The organism is Leptolyngbya sp. 7M, assembly GCF_018128485.1.
On sequence record NZ_CP070897.1, the window covers coordinates 459,386 to 484,297 of the forward strand.

At 49.7% G+C, this 24,912-nt stretch carries 24 protein-coding genes and 1 tRNA gene; 13 read left to right on the forward strand and 12 right to left on the reverse strand.

The features are described from left to right. Positions 1-17: 17 nt before the first annotated feature. The 8 genes from JVX88_RS02240 (at position 18) to JVX88_RS02275 (ending at position 6,096) form a co-directional block, all read left to right on the forward strand. Positions 18-905: a hypothetical protein gene (locus JVX88_RS02240; protein WP_211625341.1), complete on the forward strand. Its 888-nt coding sequence runs from the start codon at positions 18-20 to the stop codon at positions 903-905. Between the two features lie 123 nt (positions 906-1,028). Next, positions 1,029-1,649 carry a hypothetical protein gene (locus JVX88_RS02245; protein ID WP_211625343.1) on the forward strand — a complete coding sequence of 207 codons (621 nt, stop codon included), beginning with the start codon at positions 1,029-1,031 and terminating at the stop codon, positions 1,647-1,649. A gap of 27 nt (positions 1,650-1,676) precedes the next feature. Continuing rightward, positions 1,677-1,943, forward strand: coding sequence for a hypothetical protein (locus JVX88_RS02250; RefSeq protein WP_211625345.1), 267 nt, complete (start codon positions 1,677-1,679; stop codon positions 1,941-1,943). Between the two features lie 16 nt (positions 1,944-1,959). Continuing rightward, positions 1,960-2,328 carry a winged helix-turn-helix domain-containing protein gene (locus JVX88_RS02255; protein ID WP_211625347.1) on the forward strand — a complete coding sequence of 123 codons (369 nt, stop codon included), beginning with the start codon at positions 1,960-1,962 and terminating at the stop codon, positions 2,326-2,328. Between the two features lie 56 nt (positions 2,329-2,384). Further along, positions 2,385-4,199, forward strand: a complete 1,815-nt coding sequence (locus JVX88_RS02260; protein WP_211625349.1) for a DUF4173 domain-containing protein — start codon at positions 2,385-2,387, stop codon at positions 4,197-4,199. Positions 4,200-4,215: 16 nt separating this feature from the next. Continuing rightward, positions 4,216-5,103, forward strand: a complete 888-nt coding sequence (gene xerD, locus JVX88_RS02265; protein ID WP_211625351.1) for a site-specific tyrosine recombinase XerD — start codon at positions 4,216-4,218, stop codon at positions 5,101-5,103. Positions 5,104-5,287: 184 nt separating this feature from the next. Further along, positions 5,288-5,363: transfer RNA gene (locus JVX88_RS02270), tRNA-Thr, on the forward strand. A gap of 199 nt (positions 5,364-5,562) precedes the next feature. Beyond that, on the forward strand, positions 5,563-6,096 hold the full coding sequence (locus tag JVX88_RS02275) for a GNAT family N-acetyltransferase (RefSeq protein WP_211625353.1): 534 nt from the start codon (positions 5,563-5,565) through the stop codon (positions 6,094-6,096). Between the two features lies 1 nt (position 6,097). Here the strand turns inward: JVX88_RS02275 and queD are convergent, their stop codons facing one another. From queD to JVX88_RS02315, 8 genes are all read right to left on the reverse strand, one after another. Next, the gene (queD, locus tag JVX88_RS02280) at positions 6,098-6,481 is read right to left on the reverse strand and encodes a 6-carboxytetrahydropterin synthase QueD (protein ID WP_211625355.1); all 384 of its coding nucleotides are present in this window, start codon (positions 6,479-6,481) and stop codon (positions 6,098-6,100) included. Between the two features lie 9 nt (positions 6,482-6,490). Next, positions 6,491-9,043 carry a mechanosensitive ion channel family protein gene (locus JVX88_RS02285; protein ID WP_211625357.1) on the reverse strand — a complete coding sequence of 851 codons (2,553 nt, stop codon included), beginning with the start codon at positions 9,041-9,043 and terminating at the stop codon, positions 6,491-6,493. A gap of 68 nt (positions 9,044-9,111) precedes the next feature. Then, complete coding sequence (locus JVX88_RS02290; RefSeq protein WP_211625359.1) at positions 9,112-10,824, reverse strand: ATP-dependent DNA helicase; 1,713 nt, start codon at positions 10,822-10,824, stop codon at positions 9,112-9,114. Beyond that, positions 10,824-11,522 carry a metallophosphoesterase gene (locus tag JVX88_RS02295; protein WP_211625361.1) on the reverse strand — a complete coding sequence of 233 codons (699 nt, stop codon included), beginning with the start codon at positions 11,520-11,522 and terminating at the stop codon, positions 10,824-10,826. The genes JVX88_RS02290 and JVX88_RS02295 overlap by 1 nt, the downstream gene beginning before the upstream one ends. Positions 11,523-11,581: 59 nt before the next feature. Further along, positions 11,582-13,336: a UbiD family decarboxylase gene (locus JVX88_RS02300; RefSeq protein WP_211625363.1), complete on the reverse strand. Its 1,755-nt coding sequence runs from the start codon at positions 13,334-13,336 to the stop codon at positions 11,582-11,584. Positions 13,337-13,423: 87 nt separating this feature from the next. Continuing rightward, positions 13,424-14,272: a 3-hydroxybutyryl-CoA dehydrogenase gene (locus JVX88_RS02305; RefSeq protein ID WP_211625364.1), complete on the reverse strand. Its 849-nt coding sequence runs from the start codon at positions 14,270-14,272 to the stop codon at positions 13,424-13,426. A 130-nt stretch (positions 14,273-14,402) separates the two neighbouring features. Then, complete coding sequence (locus JVX88_RS02310) at positions 14,403-14,963, reverse strand: hypothetical protein (RefSeq protein WP_211625367.1); 561 nt, start codon at positions 14,961-14,963, stop codon at positions 14,403-14,405. 50 nt (positions 14,964-15,013) lie between these two features. After that, on the reverse strand, positions 15,014-16,207 hold the full coding sequence (locus JVX88_RS02315) for an acetyl-CoA C-acetyltransferase (protein WP_211625369.1): 1,194 nt from the start codon (positions 16,205-16,207) through the stop codon (positions 15,014-15,016). 162 nt (positions 16,208-16,369) lie between these two features. Here JVX88_RS02315 and JVX88_RS02320 point away from each other — a divergent pair, with 162 nt between their 5' ends. After that, complete coding sequence (locus tag JVX88_RS02320) at positions 16,370-16,723, forward strand: hypothetical protein (RefSeq protein WP_211625370.1); 354 nt, start codon at positions 16,370-16,372, stop codon at positions 16,721-16,723. Here the strand turns inward: JVX88_RS02320 and JVX88_RS02325 are convergent. Then, complete coding sequence (locus tag JVX88_RS02325; RefSeq protein WP_211625372.1) at positions 16,715-17,893, reverse strand: proline dehydrogenase family protein; 1,179 nt, start codon at positions 17,891-17,893, stop codon at positions 16,715-16,717. The two genes, JVX88_RS02320 and JVX88_RS02325, sit on opposite strands and share 9 nt — an antisense overlap. Before the next feature lie 146 nt (positions 17,894-18,039). On the opposite strand from JVX88_RS02325, the gene proS reads away from it, so the two are divergent. The 3 genes from proS to JVX88_RS02340 all read left to right on the forward strand — a co-directional run bounded on the left by proS (position 18,040) and on the right by JVX88_RS02340 (position 21,516). Continuing rightward, positions 18,040-19,512, forward strand: a complete 1,473-nt coding sequence (proS, locus tag JVX88_RS02330; RefSeq protein ID WP_211625374.1) for a proline--tRNA ligase — start codon at positions 18,040-18,042, stop codon at positions 19,510-19,512. Between the two features lie 22 nt (positions 19,513-19,534). Beyond that, a complete protein-coding gene (locus JVX88_RS02335; RefSeq protein ID WP_211625376.1) occupies positions 19,535-20,761 on the forward strand; it encodes a replication-associated recombination protein A in 1,227 nt (408 codons plus the stop codon). Between the two features lie 152 nt (positions 20,762-20,913). Then, on the forward strand, positions 20,914-21,516 hold the full coding sequence (locus tag JVX88_RS02340) for a TetR/AcrR family transcriptional regulator (RefSeq protein WP_211625378.1): 603 nt from the start codon (positions 20,914-20,916) through the stop codon (positions 21,514-21,516). Between the two features lie 199 nt (positions 21,517-21,715). Here JVX88_RS02340 and JVX88_RS02345 read toward each other — a convergent pair whose 3' ends face one another. Beyond that, entirely contained in the window at positions 21,716-22,174 is a 459-nt protein-coding gene (locus tag JVX88_RS02345; protein ID WP_211625381.1) for a cyclic-phosphate processing receiver domain-containing protein, read from the reverse strand. Positions 22,175-22,271: 97 nt separating this feature from the next. On the opposite strand from JVX88_RS02345, the gene JVX88_RS02350 reads away from it, so the two are divergent. After that, entirely contained in the window at positions 22,272-23,054 is a 783-nt protein-coding gene (locus JVX88_RS02350) for an ATP-binding protein (protein ID WP_211625383.1), read from the forward strand. Here the strand turns inward: JVX88_RS02350 and JVX88_RS02355 are convergent. Next, positions 23,051-23,662 (reverse strand): sulfite oxidase heme-binding subunit YedZ, encoded by a 612-nt coding sequence (locus JVX88_RS02355; protein WP_211625384.1) that lies wholly within the window; start codon positions 23,660-23,662, stop codon positions 23,051-23,053. The genes JVX88_RS02350 and JVX88_RS02355 overlap by 4 nt on opposite strands. Before the next feature lie 27 nt (positions 23,663-23,689). Further along, positions 23,690-24,640 carry a protein-methionine-sulfoxide reductase catalytic subunit MsrP gene (gene msrP / locus JVX88_RS02360; RefSeq protein ID WP_225931328.1) on the reverse strand — a complete coding sequence of 317 codons (951 nt, stop codon included), beginning with the start codon at positions 24,638-24,640 and terminating at the stop codon, positions 23,690-23,692. Between the last annotated feature and the right edge of the window lie 272 nt (positions 24,641-24,912).

A 24,912-nucleotide genomic window follows, 5' to 3' on the forward strand; every position in this document is an offset into this window, starting at 1 on the left:
CATATAAGCGAATTGAAATGAGATCTTCCGGATACATTCTCGCAGTCTTGGTTATTGCCGGAATGTCTCTGCTGTCCGTGGCCTCGTGTGCGACCGAATCCGGACACGAGGTCAATTCAGCAAAAACGATCGAGGATTCCCCCCAGATGCCGGCCCTGCCTAGGAACCCGGAACCCGAACCTTCTCCTCAGCTCCCTGATCTTCAGGCAGAGATAGCGGACGGGCGCTATCGCAATTCCACATCGCCGCTCGCGTCGTTCGATTTCCTTAATTATTCCTATCCATTGCCGCGCGGTTGGCAAAATCCCGATGGCAGCGACGCGAAGCTTGAGAATGGAAAGCTGGCTCCAGTCTCTGAACATCTGGGTGAGGACATCGGCGATGAGGAAAAGGCGCGCCGAAAGGCCGAACGCCGCATTGGGCTTTCACACGTTGCAACGAAATATTTTGATGCGACCGGAGACGGGGAGGACGAGGCGGTCGTTATACTGAAAATAGAAACTGGCGGCAGCGCTATCCCTCAGGTGGTTTACGTTTTTGAGTGGAAGAACGATGCGCCGAACCTATTATGGCATTTTCGCACCGGCGACCGCTCGGACGGCGGATTAAAGGATATTCGCCCGGACAGCGGGATGCTATTGCTGGAACTTTTTGGCCAAGATCGATATATGCTCGGCGAGATTGAGACCGGAAAGATCACCGGCGACGAGGTTCAGCTTTGCTGCCCGACACATTTTACGCGTACTTGGTACAAATGGAATGGGAAACATTTCATCCGCCAAGGCGACCGCTTGACCTTCCTTACGTCAGATCCCTCTGCAGAGCCGCTAGTAAATTTCGGAGATATAATGAACGACCCGGTGAAGTCCAAGAAATTCCTCGAATCCCAGAAAAATAGACAGTAAGATATAGTTGACCGATCCACCTGATCTGTCTGCAGATAAGGATTCACGAGGAAGAAGATGATGCTGCTTTGTGACACAAAGTACTTGACAATGATTACTACTTGGCCTAAGTTAATTCTTGCAATGGCGAAGATACGACCTATCCGCACCGAGCAGCGATCAGAAGATCCGATCAACATCTCCGACCGGGCGATCGATAACCTACGGTATATCCGCGAGGCAATGGAACGCTCGGCCAGCTTTACCGCGGTTCCCGGATACGGCGGGATGCTGATGGGCGTTACGGCGATCGGAGCGGCCTATATCGCAGCTCAGCAGGTCTATTTGCGCAACTGGCTTATCGTTTGGCTGACAGAGGCATTTCTTGCCGCCGCTATTGGAATGCTCGCGATGTGGCAAAAGTCAAAGATAGCCGAGCAATCGCTCATCTCGACGCCCGCCCGCAAATTTGCCTTTGGGTTTCTTCCGCCATTGTTGTGCGGCGTTGCTATCACGTTAGGACTCTGGCGTTACGAACATTACGAAGTGATGGTACCGGTCTGGCTGCTCTGTTACGGGGCGGCAGTGGTTACGGGCGGGGCGTTTTCGATACGGGCGGTTCCGATAATGGGCTGGATATTTATGGCCCTCGGCGGCTCGGCTTTTCTAGTTTCTCCGAGATACGGAAATTACCTTATGGCTCTTGGCTTTGGGGCTCTGCACATCATTTTCGGGGCGATCATTGCGCGAAGGTACGGAGGATGAAGTCCAAAGATAGGGGCGAATGCATCTATGAAAAATATTAGGTTGATAGGAATTGTCTTCACGGTCGGCTTTCTTCTGCTGATCCCATTCGCTGCAATGAAGCTTGGCGTCGAAGGCGTCCACTGGACATCGCTGGACTTTATCGCGGCGGGCATACTTCTTTTGTCTGCCGGTCTTGCGATCGAGGTCGCTTTGAGGGTTCTGATCGCAACGCATAGCAAGGCAATTGCGGTGCTGGCTGTATTGTTTGGATTGGTTATGGTTTGGGGTGCGCTTGTACGGATGGGCGGATAGTTATCAAGAAATAGTTATGGCAAGAAATCTGGCGAGATCAAAGAAAGATGAGTACCGTCCAGCACTTCGTGTAGAGAAGGCTGCCGGCACGGTTTCCAGTGATCTGGACAAAGTCATCCACGAGCGTATCCGGCTCGGGATCATCAGTGCACTCGCAGCAAACCAAAAACTCAGCTTTGGAGATCTTAAACAGCTTCTCGATACCTCCGATGGGAATTTAAGCGTGCATGCCCGGAAGCTCGAAGAGGCCGGTTACATTTCTGTCAAGAAATCTTTCCTCGATAGGATGCCACTGACCGAATTCAAGATCACCGCCGCAGGGCGCAGGGCTCTCGAACATTATTTGGATCATATGGAAACGCTGATAAAGGCAATGAGGCAATGAAAGCCAATTGTCAAACAATTCGCATTAACGGTTACACATACCTGTAGGTAACAGAAATGAGACGCAAAACACGCATTGGAATTGAGATACTAGCGACCGCTGCCGTTATCGGTCTTGCCGGGAACTTCTTGCTTAGGCAAACCCCTTGGGGCTTGAACGCATTCTTTTTCGTTAGCGTGTTCGTTATTGGGATGATCGCTGTCGCTTATCGTCATCGACCGGAATTGCTGACGTTGCGAACGCTCTCCTTGCAGGCGGCAATGGTGTTCTTCGCGTCGATGTTCTTGATCCGCGATGCTGAAGAACTGCTTGTTTGGGACACGTTTATGATCATTGTATTAATGGGCGTGTTGATATTGCCGAACTTCGGTATTGATCAGCGCGTCGCCGGAATCTTTCATTACATTGCGGGTTCTGTATGGTCCGGTATCAGTTCACTGTTTGCCCCATTAGTTCTGCTAGGTGCGGACATAGATTGGAAAGAGATGCCCGGAAACCGGCTTAGCAGGAGTGTTGTCTCCGTTTTTCGGGGTATCGCCATAGCGCTTCCGCTCTTCCTGGTGTTTGGTGCGCTGTTCATGGCAGCAGATGCTGCTTTCGAGGACTTTGCGAACCGTTTGGTAAATTTTGATGTTGAGACGATCATCTCACACGTGATGCTTACGTCGCTTCTCGCCTGGCTCGTGGCAGGGTATTTCCGCGGCACAATGGTCGAGCATTTTTCACAAACTGCCGCGGGAGTTCCTGCGTCAAATGTTTCTGTTATTCCCAAAGAAGATCCTGCAGTTTCCCCAAACAGAATGCATCCCGCCGCTACAACGAGCTTTGTTGAGAGTTTTGCATCTGAGCCGGCGGAGGGCTCTTCTCTTCCTAACAATGCGACGATACTGGAACATATAAACATCAGCGATCCGCCAAATGCGGAACAAGCAACTGCGGCAGCCGATAACGCCTCACTTTCTAGTTTTAAGACCAATCGAAAATACCATTGGCAGAATTTTGACAACACAAAGCTTCCCTCGGTTTTCACTCTCGGCACTGTTGAGACTCTGATCATCCTTGGCACGCTGAATGTCCTGTTTGTAAGTTTTGTGGTCTTTCAGCTGCCTTATCTTTTCGGCGGTTTTGAATTTGTCCAGAACACTCCCGATCTTAAGCTTGCCGATTTTGCGCGCCGCGGTTTTGGCGAGTTAGTAGCCGTCTCATTCCTTGTTTTACCTGTGCTCCTTTTATCGCATTGGCTGCTTCGCCGGGATGACACGAAGAATGAATTGGTGTTCCGTGTCCTCGCAGGTATTCAGATCATACTGCTTTTCGTGATAATGGCTTCAGCAATGCAGCGGCTTGTGTTGCTGACCGGAGAGCTCGGTTATGGCTGGACGACTGTGCGCTTTTATCCGATGGTGGTGATGATCTGGCTGGCTGTTGTCTTTGTGTGGTTCGGTTGGACAGTTCTTCGCGGACAACGCAACAATTTCGCCTGGGGCGCTCTTTGGTCTGCGATCCTCATACTTGGAGCTGCAAATTTAATGAATCCTCACCACTTCATCGCCCGAAAGAACATCCAGCTAATGCAGCAGGGACGTGAATTTGACGCCTATTACCATTCAACTCTTAGCGACGACGCGATTCCGGTGCTGATGCAGGCGTTTCCGGAAATGCGGCCTGAAGACAAGTGCTCGCTTGGGTCCGGTCTTCATTACCGTTATCGTGAGCTTGGCCAGATCTCGGACCTTCGTTCATTCAACCTAAGTCGACAGCTGGCGTTCCGTTCGCTTCGGGATAACGATGGTCTGCTTCACCAGACCGAAGGCTGTCCCAATGGCTACCATAATGATATGGCTCCGGACGGTTCAGAAATTCCCTACTGATGTTAGAATTGGCCCAGTGAACCGAGACTATATTCGCGAATACATCTCTTACGTCCGTGTCGAAAAGGGCCTGTCAAAGAACTCGCTCGAAGCCTATGAGCGCGATCTCAGAAAGCTCGATGCTTGGACCGCGAAGAACGGACTTCAGCTTTTGTCGCTGACAAGACAAGACCTCAGAGAATGGCTGATCGATCTATCTGGCGGACGCATTTCTGAGAGTTCTAAGCGGAGGCTGATCAGCTCTGTCCGCGGGTTCTACAAATTTCTGATGACCGACGGACATCTTGAAAAAAGCCCGGCCGAAGATCTGGATACGCCATTCAAGAGTTTTTATTTACCGAAATTCTTGACGCAGCACGAGATGGAGTTGTTGCTTTCGCAGCCGGATGTTGAAACGGGTTCGGGGCTGCGCGACCGTGCAATGCTGGAGCTGATGTATGCCTGCGGCCTTCGGGTCTCTGAGGTTGTAAATCTAAAGGTTCAGAATGCCGATCTGGACGGCGGCATTCTCACCTGCACCGGAAAGGGAGGCAAAACGCGACGTGTTCCGATCGGGAAGAATGCTATAAAGTGGCTTCGGGCATATCTTGCCGAGCGGCGAAAGATCGAGAAAATTACTGTTGATAATCTTTTCGTCTCAGCCTTTGGCAAGCCGCTAACCCGTCAGCAGATCCATTCGATGATAAAGGAGCAGAGCGAAAAGTGTGGCCTAAAAGATGTATCGCCGCATACGCTAAGACATTCATTCGCGACGCATCTGATCCAGAACCGAGCCGATATCCGAAGCGTTCAGCAGATGCTCGGTCACGCGGATATCTCTACAACGCAGATCTATACGCACATTACGGATGCCCATTTGAAAACCGCCTATGAGAACTTTCATCCGAGATCAAAGAAAGGATGAGGCCGTGTGTCGATCTTCCCGCTTCGCCTTGTTTTGCCTATGATAGCCAGTTACTTGACATCTTTCCGACGCGCATTTTATAGTTTCAAATTCGGCTTTTATTGCATAAGCTCCGCCTTTTGCTCAACATTCGCGGGCCTCAGTAGCCGAACTTCTGCGGAATATTTCCGCTGCCGCACGATCGGCCACCCTAGCTCAGTTGGTAGAGCATTCGATTCGTAATCGAAAGGTCATCGGTTCAAGTCCGATGGGTGGCTCCAGAATCTCAACCTATAGGGTATTCGATCAATTTGTTATGTAGAGGCTTTTCCGGAAGATCTCAGAGTGCGTGTAAACATCTAGTATCATAACTGGCCACAGGCCTCTGACCGGGTTTTTCTTGCTATATCTCGCATATCGCAGATGATCCAGGTTAATAAAGACAAGGCACCGCCTGATCATAGATAATATTTGCTAGGCGTGAACCGCGAAGACCTTGAGAATCTTAGGATCGTGCGTGCGTCGGGCGATGATGCGGCTATTGTTTCCGTGCTCGGCGGTGTTACTTTTTATGAGGCATATTTTGAGCAGGACACACCGTCAGATCTCTCGAACTACATTATCGAAACATTTGCTCCTGAGGTCATAAAGGCCGAGTTCTCGGATCCGGCGATCGAGTATTATCTTGCGATGCTTAATGGAAAAGCCGTCGGTTTCATTAAGCTTATGTTCGGAACGGAAGCAGAGGGAATAGACCCGGCGGTCTCCATTGAGCTAAAGCGGATATACACGCTGGAGCGCGTTTGGGGCAGAGGCGTTGGAGATAGGCTGATGCGTTTTGCGATCGAGCGTGCCCGCGAACTTGGATTTCAATATCTTTGGCTAGGAGTCTGGCAAGAGAATTCCCGAGCACTTGGTTTCTACGAAAAATACGGCTTCGACCGCGTCGGGACAATTACATTTCCCTACGGAGATTCTGTCGGTATAAACAAGGTCCTGCGGTTAAAGATCTGATCTACTCGATCTGGAATGTCGCGACGCTGGTCGGCGTTTCGTAGCACCGCACTTTGTAAACACGCACGCGCTCATCGCCGATGCGTGAATTTAGATATTCGACAAAATAGCGGGCGATATTCTCCGCCGAAGGGTTCAATTCCTCATCAAAGGGCGGCAGTTCATTTAGGTTTCTGTGATCGAGATATCGAACTATCTCATCCGCGGCCTTCTTTAGATCGCCAAAATCTATCAGCAATCCAATATTGTTCAGCTCCTCGCCGCGTGCGTAGATCTCAACCTTATAATTGTGCCCGTGCAGATTCTCGCATTTCCCCTTGTACCCGCGGAGCTGGTGCGCGGACGAAAAATCCCGCTCTATCATTACCTCAAAAAATGAAACCATAGAATTACTTTAATCCTCGTCACTCTTTTTCCGAGCATTATCTAAGCTGGGGAATTTTTCTAAGACCGTATCGGTAACGGTTCGGATGTGGAGGTCTTGTTGTGGAAACGGGATCTCGATCCCGGCATCGTTCAGTTTTTTATAGACCTCGGAAAGCATCTCGCTACGGAGAGCGACCCAGTCATTCTTATCATCGGTCCAGAACCGGAGCTCAAAATCAAGCGAGCTATCACCAAGTCCGACGAACAGCGATCTCGGTGCGGGTTCGGTAAGTATCCTGCCGTCGCCACGAGGAATTTCCAGAAGCAGTTTTAGAACTCGTTCCGGTTCGGTTCCGTACGCGACGCCGACCGGGATATCTACGCGGCGACGATCGTCCATCATAGTCCAGTTGATAACCTCATCAGATATCAATTTGCTGTTGGGGACTATAACGTCTGACCCATCAACCTTTCTTACCACGCTTGCCCGAAGACCGATCCGTTTTAACGAGCCCATGTGCTGACCGATCTGAACGGTATCGCCAACCTTTACCGGGCGCTCGAAAAGCAGTATCAGCCCGGACACGAAATTGTTTATGATATTTTGCAGCCCAAAGCCCAAGCCAAGCCCGATCGCTCCCGCGACAATAGCAAAACGCGAGATCTCAAAGCCGACGGCGGCGATCGCCATAAGAAAAGCAGAGATCAGTATGAGGTAGTGAATAACCGAAGAGATGGCAAAAGCTACGCCAGCACCAAGGTCCATTCGCGGAAAAACGTCTTCTTGCAGCACGAACCGTACAAATCGCGAGACCAACACCGCGACCCAGATCATAACTGCGAAAAGCAAAATGTCGCCAATGGTAAAGCTTATCTCGCCGATGTGGACGGTAAAACCTATGATGTCACCGATGACACCGAGGACGACATCTCGGATCGAGAAAAGCCCAAGGACTATGTATACCCAAAGAGCGACGACGATCCAATTAAGCCCGCGTGTAATGCCTTGGCGAACACGCAAACGATTATTCCGAACAAGGCTGAGCAGTGAAAGCGGCCGGACGCGAAGCAAGAATGCAACAGCGCTGATCAATATCTGAACAAACGTATAAAGCAGCAATGCGGCATAGGCCGAACGAAGAACGCCGTTCCCGATCAGATATGAAAGCGAAACAAAGCCGAGAAGGTTCGCCCCCAAGGCGATGCCCAATACGATGACGGCTATCGGAACGAATCGCCTGACTCGAGTGAAAAGCGCATAGGAACCCGCCTCGACGTTCTGCTCGACGCGCTTCGAGGTGTAGAACCAGATCAGGAATGAGCAGGCCGCGATCATCTCAACAGAGAATATCAAGCGCGACAGCAGCGGAAGATCCTGTAAAAGCTCTCGAATTCGATCGGCAATATAAAGCCCGAGCAGGCCGTAGAGCAGATAGTTTATCGGACGTTCGACTATCTGCCGAAGTATAAGGATCCCCGGAACTATTACTGCAACACCCAACAAGGTTGTAAGTAACCTTGGCGTCTGCGGATAAAGAACACCTACAAAAACAAAAGAGAGCACAAGTCCCGCAGCGATCGGCATCTGAAAGAAAGCTGCCGGGCGACGCAGCTTCGGCTCATCCTCGACGAGCGGCACGATCTTTCGCCTTGCCCAATAAAGAAGCGCGACAAGTCCAAATAGAAGAAGTCCGTGTGCGACAAATCGCTGTGGCGATCGCCGGGCATAATTTGTGAGTTCGTTTGCTTGTCGAGTTATCGTTTGGCGAATGGCCGCACCAGTATTTGAAAGCCCCTCCTGCCAGTTCTCTTTCCAGATAGGTGGGCTGTCGAGCGAAAAAATGTTTATGAGCTCGCGTTCGCGGGTTCGCTTGATCGAGGCAAGCTCTGCATCGACCCTGGATTCAACCTCGGAAAGCCGAACCCCGACGGCAAGAAATTCCGACCGTTTCTCGCTTGCCGCTTTTTCGAGTTCAGTAAGCGATGAAAAGACCTCTTCCGCGCGGACGATCAATTCGGGCGGCACGATGTCATAATTTCCGCTGGTCTGATCCGTTTGACTTCCTTGATCGGCTCCGGCTTTTAATGTCGAAACCGCCTCGTTCCAGCGGTCGCGAAGTGCCCTGATCTCGGCAATGCGTTCATCCAAGACAGTCGATCGCTCCGTAAGAGAAGTTCTCCAGGAGGTTACCCGAGTCTTTACCGACTGCCATTCACGCTCCTGCGAGTTGATCGCTTCGAGACTCGTTTGTCCCGACCCTGCGGAGGAACGGGCCTCGAGCATCTCTTCGATCTCGGGCAATATACCATCAAGTCCTGAAGCTATTGCGGGCGGGACCTGCAGATCGTCAAGAAATGTTCTGATCTCTCGGATCCGCCCGAGTGTCCTGTCAGATTCCGAACTGATTGCTGAAACTGGTATCGGTGTTGGTGAGGGCGAAGGTGACGTATTGGAATTTCCGTTCTGCTGTGCCGGAACCGTTTGATGAACAAGTACCAGGAACAACACAGCGACGAGCACACAGATCGTCCTTCGTACGATCAAACCAAACAAATCGATTAATTCCCCTCGAGCTCTCATTTGAATGCCTTAAAGTATATGAATTAAGGGCAGATAAAGAAAAGCTGCCTGCGGATAGTTCACTTAACTTAGCTTTCGTTCATTCCTAAGACATCTGCAACCACTCGGAGGTCGTCGGTCAAGCGCATTCTTGGAAGGCTCTCTAAAAATGTTCTCCCGTAAGGCTTTGTGCGAAGGCGTGGATCAAGGACCGCTACCACACCGCGATCGCTTCGGCTTCGGATCAATCGTCCAATGCCCTGCTTTAGTGATATGACAGCCTGCGGAACACTGTAATCCGTGAATGAACGACCGCCGTTCTCATCGATAGATCTGGAACGCGCCGCAACAACCGGGTCTGATGGGACCGCAAAAGGAAGCTTGTCGATGATCACACAGGAGAGCTGCTCGCCCTGTACGTCAATTCCCTGCCAAAAGCTGGCGGTCGCAAAAAGCACCGCATTCGGAGTTTCTCGGAAACGTTCGAGGAGCCCGGTCTTGGACATCGAACCCTGAATAAAGCAGGGGTAGTTAACCCTTGAGGAGACCAGTTCAAACAATGTGTTCATCGACGAATTGCTTGTACAGAGAACAAATGCGTGGCCTCTTGTAACTTCAAGCACCTTAACGATCTCTCCGGCGGCAAGCTGGCTGAATTCCGGCGTTCTCGGATCGGGCATTGACCGCGGAAGATACAACACGGCCTGTTTCTCATAGTCGAACGCAGTCGCAGCGGTGAATGTGTCTGTATTCGCCGCGTCAAGGCCCAGACGCTCACGCACGAATGAGAAGGAACCTGCCGCGGAAAGTGTTGCAGATGTGAGGATACAAGTTTCCACTTTATCGAAAAGCTTCTCGCGGAGCAGCTCAGAAACGTCAACCGGCGATGCCCGCAGAAATATCCCTCGCCCGCGGCGCTCTAGCCAATAAACGTAATTCTTTTCGGTCTGCGTAACGATAAAATCGAGGTCAAAGCGTGTCTGCCGTGTGCGACGCAAAAGGCTTTCCGCTTCCGGGAGCTTTTCCGCATATACATCGAGGGCACTTTCCAGCGAAGCAAGTCCCTTATCGAGGGCGTCGTGTGCCTCACCCAAAGGCGTCGGCTCGGCTCCATTGTTGCGCGAGGTCATCGAAAAAATATCCGGCGAAAGCGGATAGCGGCCATCAAACCTTGCCTGCGAGAATCTGATCCAGAATTGTTCAGCAAGGCCGACTATTTTTGCTGCGATCCGCGTAAGTTCTCGCGTTACGATCGCATCGAATATTGGAAGGCTGTCAGTATCGCGGGCCAGTTCGTCGATCTGAAAATTCGAGACCTGAAAACCGAAGTAATCTGATGCAACGTCCTCGATAAGATGAGCCTCGTCAAATATCACGGCTCCGTAATCAGGTATCACCCGACCAAACTTGTTACCCCGGACGGCAAGATCCGCAAAAAAGAGATGATGATTTACCACGACGATATCCGCGCCGTCGGCACGATCGCGCATTCTGGTAATGAAACAGGGCTCAAAATCAGGGCATTTTTGTCCGATGCAAATGTCGCCGCGGGCGTTTATCCTGTTCCAAAAACTCAAGTTCTCCGGAAGATCGACCAGCTCGGCCCGGTCGCCGGTCTTTGTTTCCTTCATCCAATCTGCGACCGTGCGGAAGTGGTCCATCTGATCAAGGCCGTCGAGGATAGGCTGATTTTCCGCCTTGTGTACGCGATAGATGCAGGCGTAATTCCCGCGCCCTTTCATATACTCAGCGGTGAATTTTGTCGGAAGGATGCGTTTCAGGAACGGGATATCCTTCTCCATCAATTGTTCCTGAAGATTCTTTGTCCCGGTCGAGACGTCGAGAGAATCGTGTCCGGATTGTGAGTTATTACGATGATGTTCTTTTTCTCTTCCAGAGCATCAAATGCTTCGGTGGGAACACGCCGGTTTAAATACCAATCCTCGATCCCCCATATCCTCAACGTTTCTTCATTGATCTTTACCTCGGCGATCTCGTTATTCAAGACCCGAATCCCGGCCATCTCATCCAATAGCCGTTTTGCTTTCTTTTCATTGTGATACCAATCATGGTTACCAATAACCGCATATACGCCGTATTTGGCCTTAAGCCCCTTAAGGTCCTCAGCGATCTCATCAAAAGGGATCCTTAGTTCTGTGCAGTCGCCTTCGGCTTCGCGCTTCCTGACACACCCGCGATCCCATTTTGCCTCGCTCACGTAGTCACCGAGAAGTACTATCACGTCGGCGTTCTGTGCATTTGCTTGTTCAACAACAAACCTAACACGTTCACGCGGGGCATAGTTCGAGCCTGTATGGATATCGGCGATGGTTACGATCCGAAGACCGTCAAGTTGTTTGCTCCAATTGGGCACGCTGATGGTTTCTTCTATAATGACGAACTGTCTGGGCTCGATAAAATAGGCGTAGGAAAGAAGTAATGAAAGGAGTATCGCAAATACTCCAAAGATCTGAATAGTTCGTTTCAGCCACCTTTTCATTTTTCTTTACGGGTATGTTGCGATAGATGGCCGACAAAGGCCTTGTAAAAAAATAAACCCTAATTGATACCGTACTCTCCCCATCTACGATCGACCAGTGCGACGGTCCCGCCTGCAGGTTCGACCTCCTTTGGATACCACGGTTTCATCCGGGCATCGATGACTATAGGAGCTTCGTAAGCTATATGGTTTTTGTTCACAGCGGTTGACCGGGCAGAAATATCAAGTGCCGGATCAAATCGCGTCCATGTTGCCCATAAAAACTTTTCGGTCGAATCCGCATAACTGATACTGTCGTGCAAGATGATCATTTGCCATCCGTCAAATATGTCTAATGATGCAAGCCGCTGCCCAAGATCAGGCTCGCTCTCATAAGCTTCGCCTTCAACGACCAGGCAGCCTGCACAAAATGGTTTCGCTGACCGAATGCCCTTAGGCAGTTCCCCACTGAACTCCCTCTTCAGCTCGCGCCTCGCTTCGCCGGTTCCCATCAATATAGCTTTGCTGCCATGATTGATCTTACCGCTTGCGTAATCCAGCGTATCGAATGCTGTTTGGGAAAAAATAAAAAGGTCGCGGTGCCACTCAACGCGAGCGAGGATATGCTCGAAAAGCGAGCGGAAATCTCGGAGGTCCTGCGGTTTATCGGTAAGCAACAAAAACTTTGTCAGGGAAAGTTGTCCCTCACCCAAAATACGGAAACCGGCTGATAGAGCTTCCCTTCCATATCTTTCCCGGACTACCGCCGCCGCAAGCGAGTGAAAACCCGTTTCTCCGTAGCTCCAAAGATCGAAGACCGCTGGCATAACCAGTGGGAAGAGCGGCGAGAGCAATTCCTGCAAATAATCGCCTATGAAAAAGTCCTCTTGCCGCGGCTTGCCGACAACGGTCGCCGGATAGATCGCATCCTTGCGATGAAAGACCGCATTTGCATGGAATACTGGATAGTCGTGCGTTAGAGAATAATAGCCGTAATGATCACCGAACGGACCTTCCGGATGTCGATTCTTCGGGGGAACATGGCCGCATATGGCAAATTCTGCTTCCGCGACCAGCCGGTGATGTCCGACGATCGGATTATCCGCCATACCGATCTTAGAGCCTGCAAGAAGTGATGCGAGCATTAGTTCCGGAACATCCTCGGGAAGCGGTGCGATAGCAGACAGGATCAACGCAGGTGGTCCGCCAATGAATATAGTCGCGTTGAGCGGCTCATTCTTCTGCTCAGCCTCGTAATAATGGAATCCGCCGCCCTTACCGATCTGCCAGTGCATTCCCGTTGTCGTGGCGTCATATCGCTGAATGCGGTACATCCCCAGGTTTGGCTTCCCGTTTGAGGGGCTTTCTGTATAGACAAGCGGAAGGGTAATGAAATGTCCCCCGTCTTCCGGCCATAGTTGCAAAAGAGGAAGCTTGGTTAGGTCCACCGTATCCTGACGTGCCTCAAGTACCGGAGCATTGGTAACCTTTCTCGTCCCCAGCTTCATTGCGGTAAACGCCATATCTCGATAAGCCCAAAGCTTTCCGAGCTTGGGCGGCACGAGATCCTCAACCATATGAACCGCACGGCGAACAAACTCCTCCGGGCGCTTACCAAAAGCAAGGTCGATCCGCTTCATTGTCCCAAAAAGGTTCGTAACTAACGGAAATTGGGACCCGTTTACGTTAGTAAAGAGAAGTGCCTTTCCTTGTTCTTCAATGACGCGTCGATGTATTTCTGCGATCTCCAGGTACGGATCTACCTCCACGGAGACCTCAACCATCTCATCTTCACGACGTAAGGTATCGATGTAGGACCGGAGATCTTTGTGCATCTGATGCGAGCTATCTAATCAGCGGACAATACCACTGCCTTCGGGTTGCTAAACAGGCTCCTAAATTTGCCAGAGGTCTTTCACCGATCAACTGTAATCGTAGAAGCCCTTGCCAGACTTGCGTCCAAGCCAGCCCGCGTCAACGTACTTCTTGAGGAGTGGACAGGGACGGTATTTCGGATCGCCGAGACCTTCGTGCAGAACATTAAGAATAGCGAGACAGACGTCTAACCCGATGAAATCCGCTAATGTCAGCGGCCCCATTGGATGGTTCATGCCAAGCTTCATTATCTCGTCGATCGACTCGCGGCTCGCGACGCCTTCGTGCAGGGCAAAGACCGCTTCGTTGATCATTGGCATCAGCACACGGTTCGAGACAAATCCCGGAAAGTCATTGCATTCGACCGGTACTTTGCCGAGTTTCTCTGAGATCTCCTCAACAGTCTTATAGGTCTCATCTGAGGTAGCTATGCCACGGATAACTTCAACCAGCTTCATCAACGGAACGGGATTGAAAAAGTGCATACCAATAACTTTTTCTGGTCTCTTTGTAACCGAGGCGATCTTCGTGATCGAGATCGATGATGTGTTTGAGGAGAGGATCGCATCCGCACCGCAGATCGTATCCAGCTTCTCAAAAATGGTCTTCTTGATCTCAAAATTCTCGGTCGCCGCCTCTACGACAAGCGAACAGTCCCTCAGGTCCCCGAGATCCGTTGTGGTCCTGATGCGTCCAAGCACCTCCGCCTTTTGTTCCTCAGTCATCGTCTCCTTTTTTACGAAGCGGTCGAGACTCTTTGAGATATTTGAGAAGCCTCTGTCAAGAAGCTCCTGGCTGACATCGCACATCACTACATCAAAGCCAGCATTTGCTGCCGTCTGTGCGATACCATTACCCATTGTTCCGGCGCCAATAACACCTATGGTTCCGATCATCTGTTACCTTCCAAGATCAATAAAATATTCAGATACAACGTTTATTAACAAGATAACTAAACATAAAGACAAAACAAAACGGGCGGCCCGAATAAGCCACGCCCGTTCCGATCATTCGATAAATACAACACTACTGCCAGCGGTAGGGATCCGGCTGCTGATGGCTCCTTACATCAAAGTGGCCGGCTGCTTGATACTGTTGTATGGGCGGCGGCACGGCAGGAAACTGGTATGGTTGTCCGGCGAGATATGCTTTTCCGAGATCAGAAAGTGCGAACCAAAGCCCATAAACCCCGAGAGCGATACCGAACGGCATAAGAAACACTCCGCCACAAGCCCAACTCAGAAAGTTAAGGACCGATGTAACTATCATCCGTTTTTGTGTCGGCGGCGTGTCGCTCCGCAAGCGGCGTCCCATCTGAATGTTCGCGATCATACAAATAAGACCAAAGACGGAGATTGCTGCAAATAGAATTACCATCACCGCGAAGACAATGATCCCGGCCAATTCAGAATTCTTCGCTGTAAGGGACATTGCAATACCCATCCCTCCGTAAAGAAGTGCAAACAGAAGGAAAAAGACAACAAAAACGCCCTGAAATCCCGCGTATATCCACGCGAAAATGCTCAACAAATTTGTGTGTTCCTTAGCTTGCATCACAGCGAGCCCCAGTAAATGAACGGGTCGCATAAGAACTTTTGCAGACCCGTTAAAGCTTTCTTACCTACCGTGCCCAAAGATCAGGCACGTTCTACCGCCATCGCGACCGAGTTTCCGCCGCCAAGGCATAAGCCGGCCACTCCGCGCTTGGCTCCGCGACGCTTCATTTCATAAAGAAGCGTGGTGAGAACACGTGCCCCGGAATTGCCGATCGCATGACCAAGTGCAACAGCCCCGCCATTTACGTTAACCTTTTCCGGGTCTATCCCGAGTTCCTTCATCACGCCTAAGGCTTGGACTGAAAATGCCTCGTTCAACTCAAAGAGTTCAACGTCTTCGAGCGACCATCCGGCTTTCGCGACGGCACGCCTAACGCCTTCGACCGGTGCCAGCATAATATATTTCGGCTCGATTCCGGACACAGCGTACGACACGATCCGTCCGAGCGGTTCTTTACCGAGAGACGCCGCCTTTTCGGCCGATGTTACCATAAGCGCGGATGCTCCATCATTGACCCCAGGAGCATTGCCTGCTGTAACCGTACCTCCGTCCTTTTTGAATGCAGGTTTTAACTTTCCGAGAGCGTCAACCGTGGTATCCGGACGCACAGGCTCATCATAATCTAACACAATCGGGTCGCCTTTTTTCTGAGGTATCTCTATTGGAATGATCTCGTCCGCAAAACGTCCTGCCGCCTGTGCCTCCGCGGCCTTTCGGTGCGAATTGTAGGCAAAATCGTCCTGTGTTTCACGGGTTATCTGATGCTTTTCAGCGACGACCTCACCGGTGTTTCCCATATGCCAGTTCTCGAACGGACACCATAGGCCATCGTGGATCATCAGGTCGGTAACCGTTTGATTTCCCATACGGTAGCCGTCGCGTGCACCGGGCATCGCATATGGAATGTTTGACATAGACTCCATTCCGCCCGCTACAACCATCTCGGCATCGCCCAGCTTGACGGACTGAGCAGCCAAAGCCACAGCACGCAATCCCGAACCGCAAACCATATTAACGGTCAAGGCTGAGACCTCAGGCGGAAGCCCTGCCTTCATTGCTGCCTGTCTTGCCGGTGCCTGACCAATACCCGCTTGAACTACGCAGCCCATTATCACCTCATCGATCGATGAGCCGTCAACACCCGCTCGTTTCACCGCTTCTTTGATCGCGATCGCACCAAGCTCAGGGGCCGTAAAATCCTTCAAAAGTCCCTGGAATTTGCCCGTGGGCGTTCGAGCCGCACTTATTATCACTGCATTTCTTTCCTCTGGCATTATTACTAGATCTCCGATTAACAATATTTATATGAACCAAACAGATAATTATTGCACCAGATCATAAAAACTCGAAATCGCACTCCTCTTGCATCTGATCATTGAGCGAAATTTGCCAATTGGGAACACCAACATAATGTGAGATTCTTAATGTTACCAATTATGATTGAACTTAAAAGCGGTGATTTTCTTGTATTTCAGGTAGAAAGCGGTTTTGGCGTTTTGAGGGTTTTGTCCGTTGAAGAGGTTGATGAACCGATAGTACACGTTCGAGCATACGAGGATCTCTTTTTCGAAGTTGATCATGCATTGTCTGCGATAAACACCGGCAAGAAAATGAAGACAGCTATTCCTCATGTCGCCCTTACCCAAAGAGCATTCGAAAGCACTCAGACCTCTCGCATTGCTAGCAAAACATTGACTGAAGATGAGTTAGCAGCATATTTAGCATGGGGCCGCTCAGCTGAAAAACCAGTTTCTGACAGGTCGATCCGCCTGCTGCTTGGATTACGATAGCTTGCGTCGTTTTAGCTCTTTTGCTATGAGGTCCAGTTCTCGACTTACCTGTCCGGCGACAGATGTGTTTTCCTCCGCCCGCCTGATCAGGTAAGGCAAAGCGTCTCGAACCGGTCCATACGGCAGGTATTTCGAAACATTGAAACCATGCTTTGCGAGCACATACGAAAGATTGTCGCTCATTCCGTAAAGCTGTGAAAAATAGATATGCGGATGATCTGGGATCATTCCTTCCGCAAGCACGCGCTCCGCAAGCATTCGCGTGCTCGCCTCGTTGTGGGTCCCGGCAACAAAAGAGACCTCGTCCAGATGTTTCAAACAATACTCGATCGCCGAATCATAATCTGCGTCGGTCGCTGCCTTATCGTCGTGGATCGGCGAAGGATATCCCATCTCCTCGGCACGTTGCCGCTCCTTTTCCATATAAGCCCCGCGGACCAGTTTAACCCCAAGGATGTATCCATCCTTGCTCGCCCTTCGCCTTGATTCGCGGAGAAATTGAAGTCTATCTTTTCGGTAAAGTTGTATGGTGTTGTAAACGATCGCCCGTCCGCGGTTAAAGCGTTCCATCATCTCGGTCGCAAGCCTGTCGATGGCATCCTGTATCCATGATTCCTCGGCATCGATAAAGATCGGCTGTCCGATCTCAGCAGCAAACGAGCATATAGCCTCAACACGCGAATGAATATGCTCACACTTTGTTTGGCCTTTTGCATCTAGCGCCTTTTTGGCACTCATTTTCTCGAGCGTACCTAGTGGCGCGATGCCGGACATCTTGAAAACCGCGAATGGGATCCTATCGTCGTTCCGTGCCCTTTTGATGGTTCTAATGATCTCGTCCTTTGTCGAATCGAATTCAGCTTCAGTAGTCTTCCCTTCAACGGAATAATCAAGAATGGTGCCTATTCCTGAACGCCCGAGTCTCTCGATCACCGGCTGACACTCTTCAATAGTCTCACCGCCGCAAAACTGTTCATATACAGTGTTTTTTATTAAGCCCTCAACAGGAAGTCCTAGGGAGAGAGCAAACTTGGCCATCCCAGTTCCTAAACCATTGAGCACAGGAGAATTCATCAAACGGAACATCCTGTATTTTTCTTTCAGTTCCCTGTCGGTCCTGTCTGCGAATGCAGTGGCGGTGTCCTGAAAATCCAGGTTGAGTTCGGTCATAAAGGCGAAAGTTTAGCACAGAGATCAACAATTGGACACATAGCGGCCGCCCTCAGGATGGGCCGTTGAATTGTCTGATACCGGGCAATCGCTTATGATTTTCATTTTGGCTCTTTTGGGGAGCTGCAAGTCTACTTGGATCAGATATGAGCAAAGCACTTCCGAAGCGTTCGGAGAACTATTCCGAATGGTATAACGAGATAGTCAGGCGCGCCGACCTGGCTGAGAATTCCGCCGTTCGAGGCTGTATGGTTATAAAACCATATGGTTTTGCTATATGGGAGAAGATGCAGCGAGCGCTGGACGATATGTTCAAAGCGACCGGCCATCAGAATGCCTACTTCCCTCTATTTGTCCCTCGCTCCTTTCTTGAACTTGAGGAAGAACACGCCGAAGGCTTCGCAAAAGAATGTGCCGTGGTAACGCACTACCGTCTGAAGGCAAACCCTGACGGTAAAGGACTCATTGTCGATCCGAATGCGAAACTTGAGGAAGAGCTGATCATCCGCCCAACCTCTGAGACCGTTATCTGGAACGCTTATAAAGGATGGATCCAATCATGGCGCGATCTGCCGATACTCGTAAATCAATGGGCGAATGTTGTCCGTTGGGAAATGCGAACTCGTATCTTTCTTCGCACCGCTGAATTTCTTTGGCAAGAGGGGCACACCGCGCACGCAACCGAACAGGAAGCGATCGAGGAGACCGAAACCATACTTCGTGTCTATGCAGATTTCGCGGAAAACTGGATGGCGTTACCTGTTGTCCAGGGAATTAAGAGCGCGAACGAAAGATTTGCAGGTGCTGTCGAAACCTATTGTATTGAAGGTTTGATGCAGGACGGCAAAGCCCTCCAATGCGGCACCTCGCATTTCCTTGGACAGAATTTCTCACGTTCTTTCGATGTGAAGTTCGTGAACAAAGAAAATCAGCTCGAATACCCGTGGGCGACAAGCTGGGGCGTTTCTACTCGGCTGATGGGTGCGTTGATAATGGCTCACTCCGATGATAACGGATTGGTACTCCCGCCAAAACTTGCACCGATACAGGTCGTTATAGTTCCGATCCATAAATCAGCCGAAGACCTTACGACGATCAGCGAAATCGTCGCCCCGATCGTTGAAAATCTTAAAGCAAAAGGTATTTCCGTCAAATATGACGACAGCGACAACCAGCGTTCGGGATGGAAATTTGCAGAATATGAACTTCGCGGTGTTCCGGTTCGACTTGGTATTGGTATGCGTGATGTTGAGAACGGAACTATCGAGGTCGCCCGACGCGACACATTGACCAAAGAGTCGCGTCCGATCGATGGCATCACAGATCATGTTAGTGCATTGCTGGACGAGATACAGCAAAACATCTACTCCAAGGCATTGAAGTTCCGTGAGGAGAACACCTTTAATGTCGATAGTTGGGAAGAGTTTACTAAACAGATCGAGAAAGGTGGTTTCGTGATGGCTCACTGGGACGGAACTTCTGAAACAGAAGAAAAGATCAAGGAAGAGACCAAGGCTACTATCCGCTGCATCCCACTGAATACAATAGAAGAAGCCGGTAAATGCATTTATTCGGGAAAAGATTCGGCGAAACGCGTCGTCTTCGCCCGAGCATATTAACTTTGAAGATAATCTAATCCAAGTGAAAAAGACGGAGCCACTGGCAAGCCGTATACGGCCCGCAAGTCTGGAGGAATACGTCGGCCAGCGTCATTTGGTTGGCGACGGAAAGCCTTTGCGCGTTGCTATCGAGAACGGCCATATTTTTTCTTTCATTCTGTGGGGGCCGCCGGGAACGGGAAAAACAACACTTGCACGGATATATGCGAATGCGATTAACGCCGAATTTCACGAACTTTCAGCCGTCTCAGCAGGAAAAGAGGACATACGGCGGATAGTTGAAGTTGGGAATTCGATGGAACCATCCAAAGGAAAACACTCGCATTTGCAACAAGCCGGATTCGAATTTGATGATCTTGTGAACAATGAACCGCCTGACGTAAAAGGCCCCAAACCCAAGGTGCTGTTTCTGGACGAGATACACCGTTTCAATAAGGCACAGCAAGATTACCTGCTCCCCTTCGTAGAAAGCGGACGTCTTGTACTGATCGGTGCAACAACCGAAAATCCAAGTTTTGAGGTGATACCCGCTCTACTATCTCGGCTGCGTGTCTTTATTCTGGAGGAATTTTCTGATGAGGAGATGATGGAGATCATTAGCCGGACCGGCTTCTTTCTAGATGATAAGGCAAGCTCTTGGCTTGTTGAAATGGCGAACGGCGATGCACGTCAAGCTATCACAATGATCGAGAATACGGCCCGCCTCTACGAGGTGGTCTCGCTTGAGAATCTTAAGGAAACCCTTCAGTCAAAATTTCTTCGCTACGACAAGAAAGGCGAAGAGCATTACAATGTTATAAGCGCATTCATAAAATCAATGCGAGCCTCAAAACCCGATGCCGCTATGTATTACCTTGCTCGAATGCTAGAAGCCGGTGAAGATCCAAAATTCATCGCCCGCCGGATGGTCATCTTTGCGTCAGAAGATATCGGGCTTGCCCAGCCAACGGCCCTAGTCGTCGCTAACGCAGTATTTGAAGCGGTCCGAAGTATAGGAATGCCGGAATGCGTTCACAATCTTGCGCATGGCGTTGCTTATCTTGCGAATGCACCAAAAGATAGAAGCTCAACATCCGCGATAGGTAAGGCTATTGAAGACGCCAAACGATCCGGGAATCTTCCCGTCCCCATGGAGCTTAGGAACGCCCCTACAAAATTTATGGAAGAACTCGGATACGGTAAAAAAGATGAGAATGCTACAGATGACCTCCTTCCAAAAAAACTTTCCGGGCGAAAGTACTTTGAATAACCCTTTACTCCGTCAGCGATCTTTATACTTTCGTTTACTTTCATTTGCAGATTCCCATAAAATTTTTGACGTAATTTTGAAGTTATCTACAGAATGTCTTAGTCTTATGAAATGACCATAATACTAAATTGGTCATATGTTCAGAGATGCCTATGAGCGACACGGCCAAACCGAGTTCTATGCGAGATGCGATCCTGGACGCTACTGACCGCCTGCTCGCTCGCTATGGTTATAAAAAAATGACCATCGACGACCTCGCTGCTGAGGTAGGGATAGGCAAAGGCAGCATTTATCTGCATTTTAAGAGCAAGGAAGAAATAGCTCTTTCCCACATTGACCGCATAGTCACCCAACTAAAGGAACGACTGCGGTCGATCGCCGGGAGCCCTGGTGATTGCAAGGAACGTGTCCGCAAAATGTTGATCGAACGGGTGATGTTTCGATTTGACAGTGTTCAGCATTATACCCAAAGCCTAAATGAGCTTCTCGCTGTTATCCGGCCAAAATTACTCGAGAAACGCCGCCGCAATTTTGAAGAGGAAGCCGCAATATTTGCAGCAGTGCTGTCAGAAGGAAAAAAGAAAGGCGATTTCTCCTTCAATGATGCAGAAGAAACTGCCAATTTATTGCTGGATTCAACCAATGCGCTTCTCCCTTACAGCCTGAGTGCGTATGAACTCGGCGAACGCTCAGAGATCGAGCTAAAGGCCGCGGCGGTTGCAGACCTCATCCTCAACGGGATCCGATCCAGGTAACCATAGAGGGAAATACTTATAGCTGATATTTCACGATCGGAGCAATGCTTTGATTATGCTTCTAACGGGCATCATGCTCCGGAATCTTCAATGGCTTGGTCGGTAATAAACCGATCGATCGCTGCAGTTAGAAATTATTCTGTGATCAGAAATCTTGTTTAGGTGTTGTATGCCGGTGATAGACGATCACCTTTTCTACTTACCGTTGCCAGTAGTTCCTTATCTTTAGATCTAGCATCGGAAATGCGCAGTATTCTACATTTCGTCCTGTTTCCCTGAGCTTTTGCACCATTGGAATTGCAGCATCTGCATTGCGCGTATGGACTATTATGGTTGCCGCACGCTGAAGGTCGCTGCGCTCGGTAAGAAACTCGGCGATCGCGTAGCCTGTACTAGCAAAATCATTATGATCATTGGACTCATAATGATGGGGAAGAAGATCATGATCAAGAAATATTGCGTCAAAAGATCCTTCTGTTAGGTTCTTTTTTGCCTCCTCAACAGTTTCCGCAATCACGATCTCATCACCCTCAAAACGCTTTTTGAACCATCTGTGACGACGGTGATCATCATCGAGCAAAAACACAGAGATCGGCGAACGTTTGACCCGCGTTTCCGCTAAACCCAATTTGATCAATAAACTACGCAGCAATGACATAAACTAGAACTGAACTTTTGTTACAAGCAAATATACTACATTGTTCAGGTATCGTGTCGGAACGGCTAAATGCTATAATTTCCAAATACACACGTATATGCCGAAAGCTCGTTCGATCAATGATGGTTCCTCAAGAACCGCAAGCTCTTTTGGGCTTGATGTTGCGCCCGATCCACCAGAGCTATCAGAATGCCCGCTGTGTTTTGGATCGGGAATGCAGGTGATAGAAGGCAAGGGAGCAATGCTTTGCCAATGTCAGCGCAATGACAACACCTCGGATCCCTTCCTTGCTGTCCGAGTTCCGCGCCGATATGCTAACTGCCACCTCAACAGCTTCAAACCGGACCCGTCGCATTCGTCGCAAAGAGCCGCGCTCAACTATTGCATTAAGTTCATCGACGATTTTCCGGCTGTAGATCAGGGACTTTTGTTGATGGGGCCCGTTGGGGTCGGCAAAACTCATCTCGCAGTTTCGATATTAAAAGGACTGACTGAAAGAGGGTTTTCATGCCTTTTCTATGAATTTGGGACGCTCTTAAAGGAGATCCAGGATTCCTACAATGCCTTTACCCAGACCTCAGAACTCGCCGTTCTTTCTCCGGTTTTTAGTACCGACGTACTGGTGCTCGATGAGCTGGGCGCTTCAAAACCGACCGAATGGGTTCGCGATACGATGTCACACATCATCAATACACGTTACAACGACAACAAGCACACCATCTTTACTACCAATTATTTTGACGAGCGGGTCGCGAGTGAAGAAACTCTGGAAGAGCGCATCGGCGTGCGGCTTCGTTCACGGCTTTACGAAATGTGCCGGACGATAAAACTTTCTGGAGATGACTACCGACGAAAGGTACACGCAGCGTCGAAGATCTAAATTTCTCTCGCTGTTCGCCCTGAGCCGACTGTGTTGCCACGTGGCCAAATACGAGCGGCAAACAAAACCAGCAAACAACCCGCGAATATCGCCGGATAAAATACATCAGATTTTACGATCATCCAGAAATGGATCACCCCAAGGATCGCGATCAGATACACGAGCCTGTGCAGACGAGCCCAGTTCCTGCCCCCGACCCTTTTTATCATCCCGCCCGTAGAGGTGAGGGCCAACGGCACCATCAATAAAAATGCCGTCATCCCGACCGCGATAAACGGACGTTGAAGAACATCGGTCACGATCCCGCTGGTATCGAACGACCTGTCAAACACAGCGTACGTAGTTAAATGAAGAAAGGAATAAGCAAATGCGATCAGGCCCACCATTCGCCGATATTTGATAAGGTCATTGCGGCGAAGAGTTCGTCTTAGAGGTGTTACCGACAAAGTTAGAAGCAGAAACACCAACGTAAGGATACCCGTCGCGCGGAGGAAATACTCTATGGGGTTTGCTCCCAAGCTTCCTCTCCAGGCATCTAAAGCCAATAACGATAAAGGCACCAGCGCGTTTACAAGAATCAGTATCTTATTGAACCGGATATCGTTCATTGCCTTGAAAAGATGATCACGAGCTTGTCAAAAATACTTCTTTAGATCCATTCCGCTGTATAGGTGTGCAACCTCGTCATCATAACCGTTGAACATCAACGTGTCGCGCATTGTCCAGTCTTCACCGATCCTTCTTTCTCGCTTCTGCGACCATCGCGGGTGATCGACGTCAGGATTCACGTTCGAATAAAAACCATATTCGTTCGGCGCCGCAAGGCTCCAGGTCGTTCGCGGCTCATCGGCGGTCAAGGTAATACGAACGATCGATTTAATGCTTTTGAAACCGTATTTCCAGGGTACGACCAGCCTGATCGGAGCTCCATTCTGGTGCGGCATCTGTTTTCCGTACAATCCCGTCGCGAGTATCGTCAGCGGATGCATCGCTTCATCAAGCCGCAGGCCCTCAACATAAGGAAAGTCGATGCCGGCGGCCAATGAGCCTCTCATAATATTGGGATCATACAAGGTTTCGAAGGCAACGTACTTTGCGGAGCCAAAGGGTTCTACTTTGTCCAGCAAAAGCTTCAGCGGAAAACCGACCCACGGGATAACCATCGACCATGCCTCGACGCATCGGAAACGATAGATCCGCTCTTCTTGGGGAAAGCGAAGGATTCCGTCAATATCGAAAACCGTTGGTTTATGGACAAGACCGCCGATCTCAACCGTCCACGGCCGTAGATTCATTCTTGCTGCTTTTTCAGCAACGCCGGTCTTGCTGGAAGAAAACTCGTAGAAATTGTTGTAATTCGTTATCTCCTCAAATGTGTTTTGCTTTTCATCGGTAGCGAAAGATGACCGTCCGATCTCACCTTGTATTGGAGCAGTGTCCTTGATGTTCCCGCCAGAAGGAGCAAAGACTTTATATATCGCTCCGGTTGTCACGGCCGAACCTGCAAGTAAACCCGCACGAATAAAATTTCGCCGGTTCATATAGACCGCTTCCGGTGTTATTTCGTTTTCCTTTATTTTCCCCACAGCGAAATGACGCAGCAAACCCAAACTTACAACGTCTTATGATTCGCAGACACGAATAAAACTAGATTCATACATTACAAAGCCCGCTTACAATACATCGAATAGTAGGATACATTCGACGATCGATTTGATAACTTTTCCAGTTTTTTCCAAAGTGTTCTTCCTTTGGAGTCAGATCAGATATAAAGATGTTGTCTCACCGAAAATTGTTCATAATTGTTTAATAATTTTGTTTACATTTCAACATTTTCATGTATAATGTTTTTGGCTTT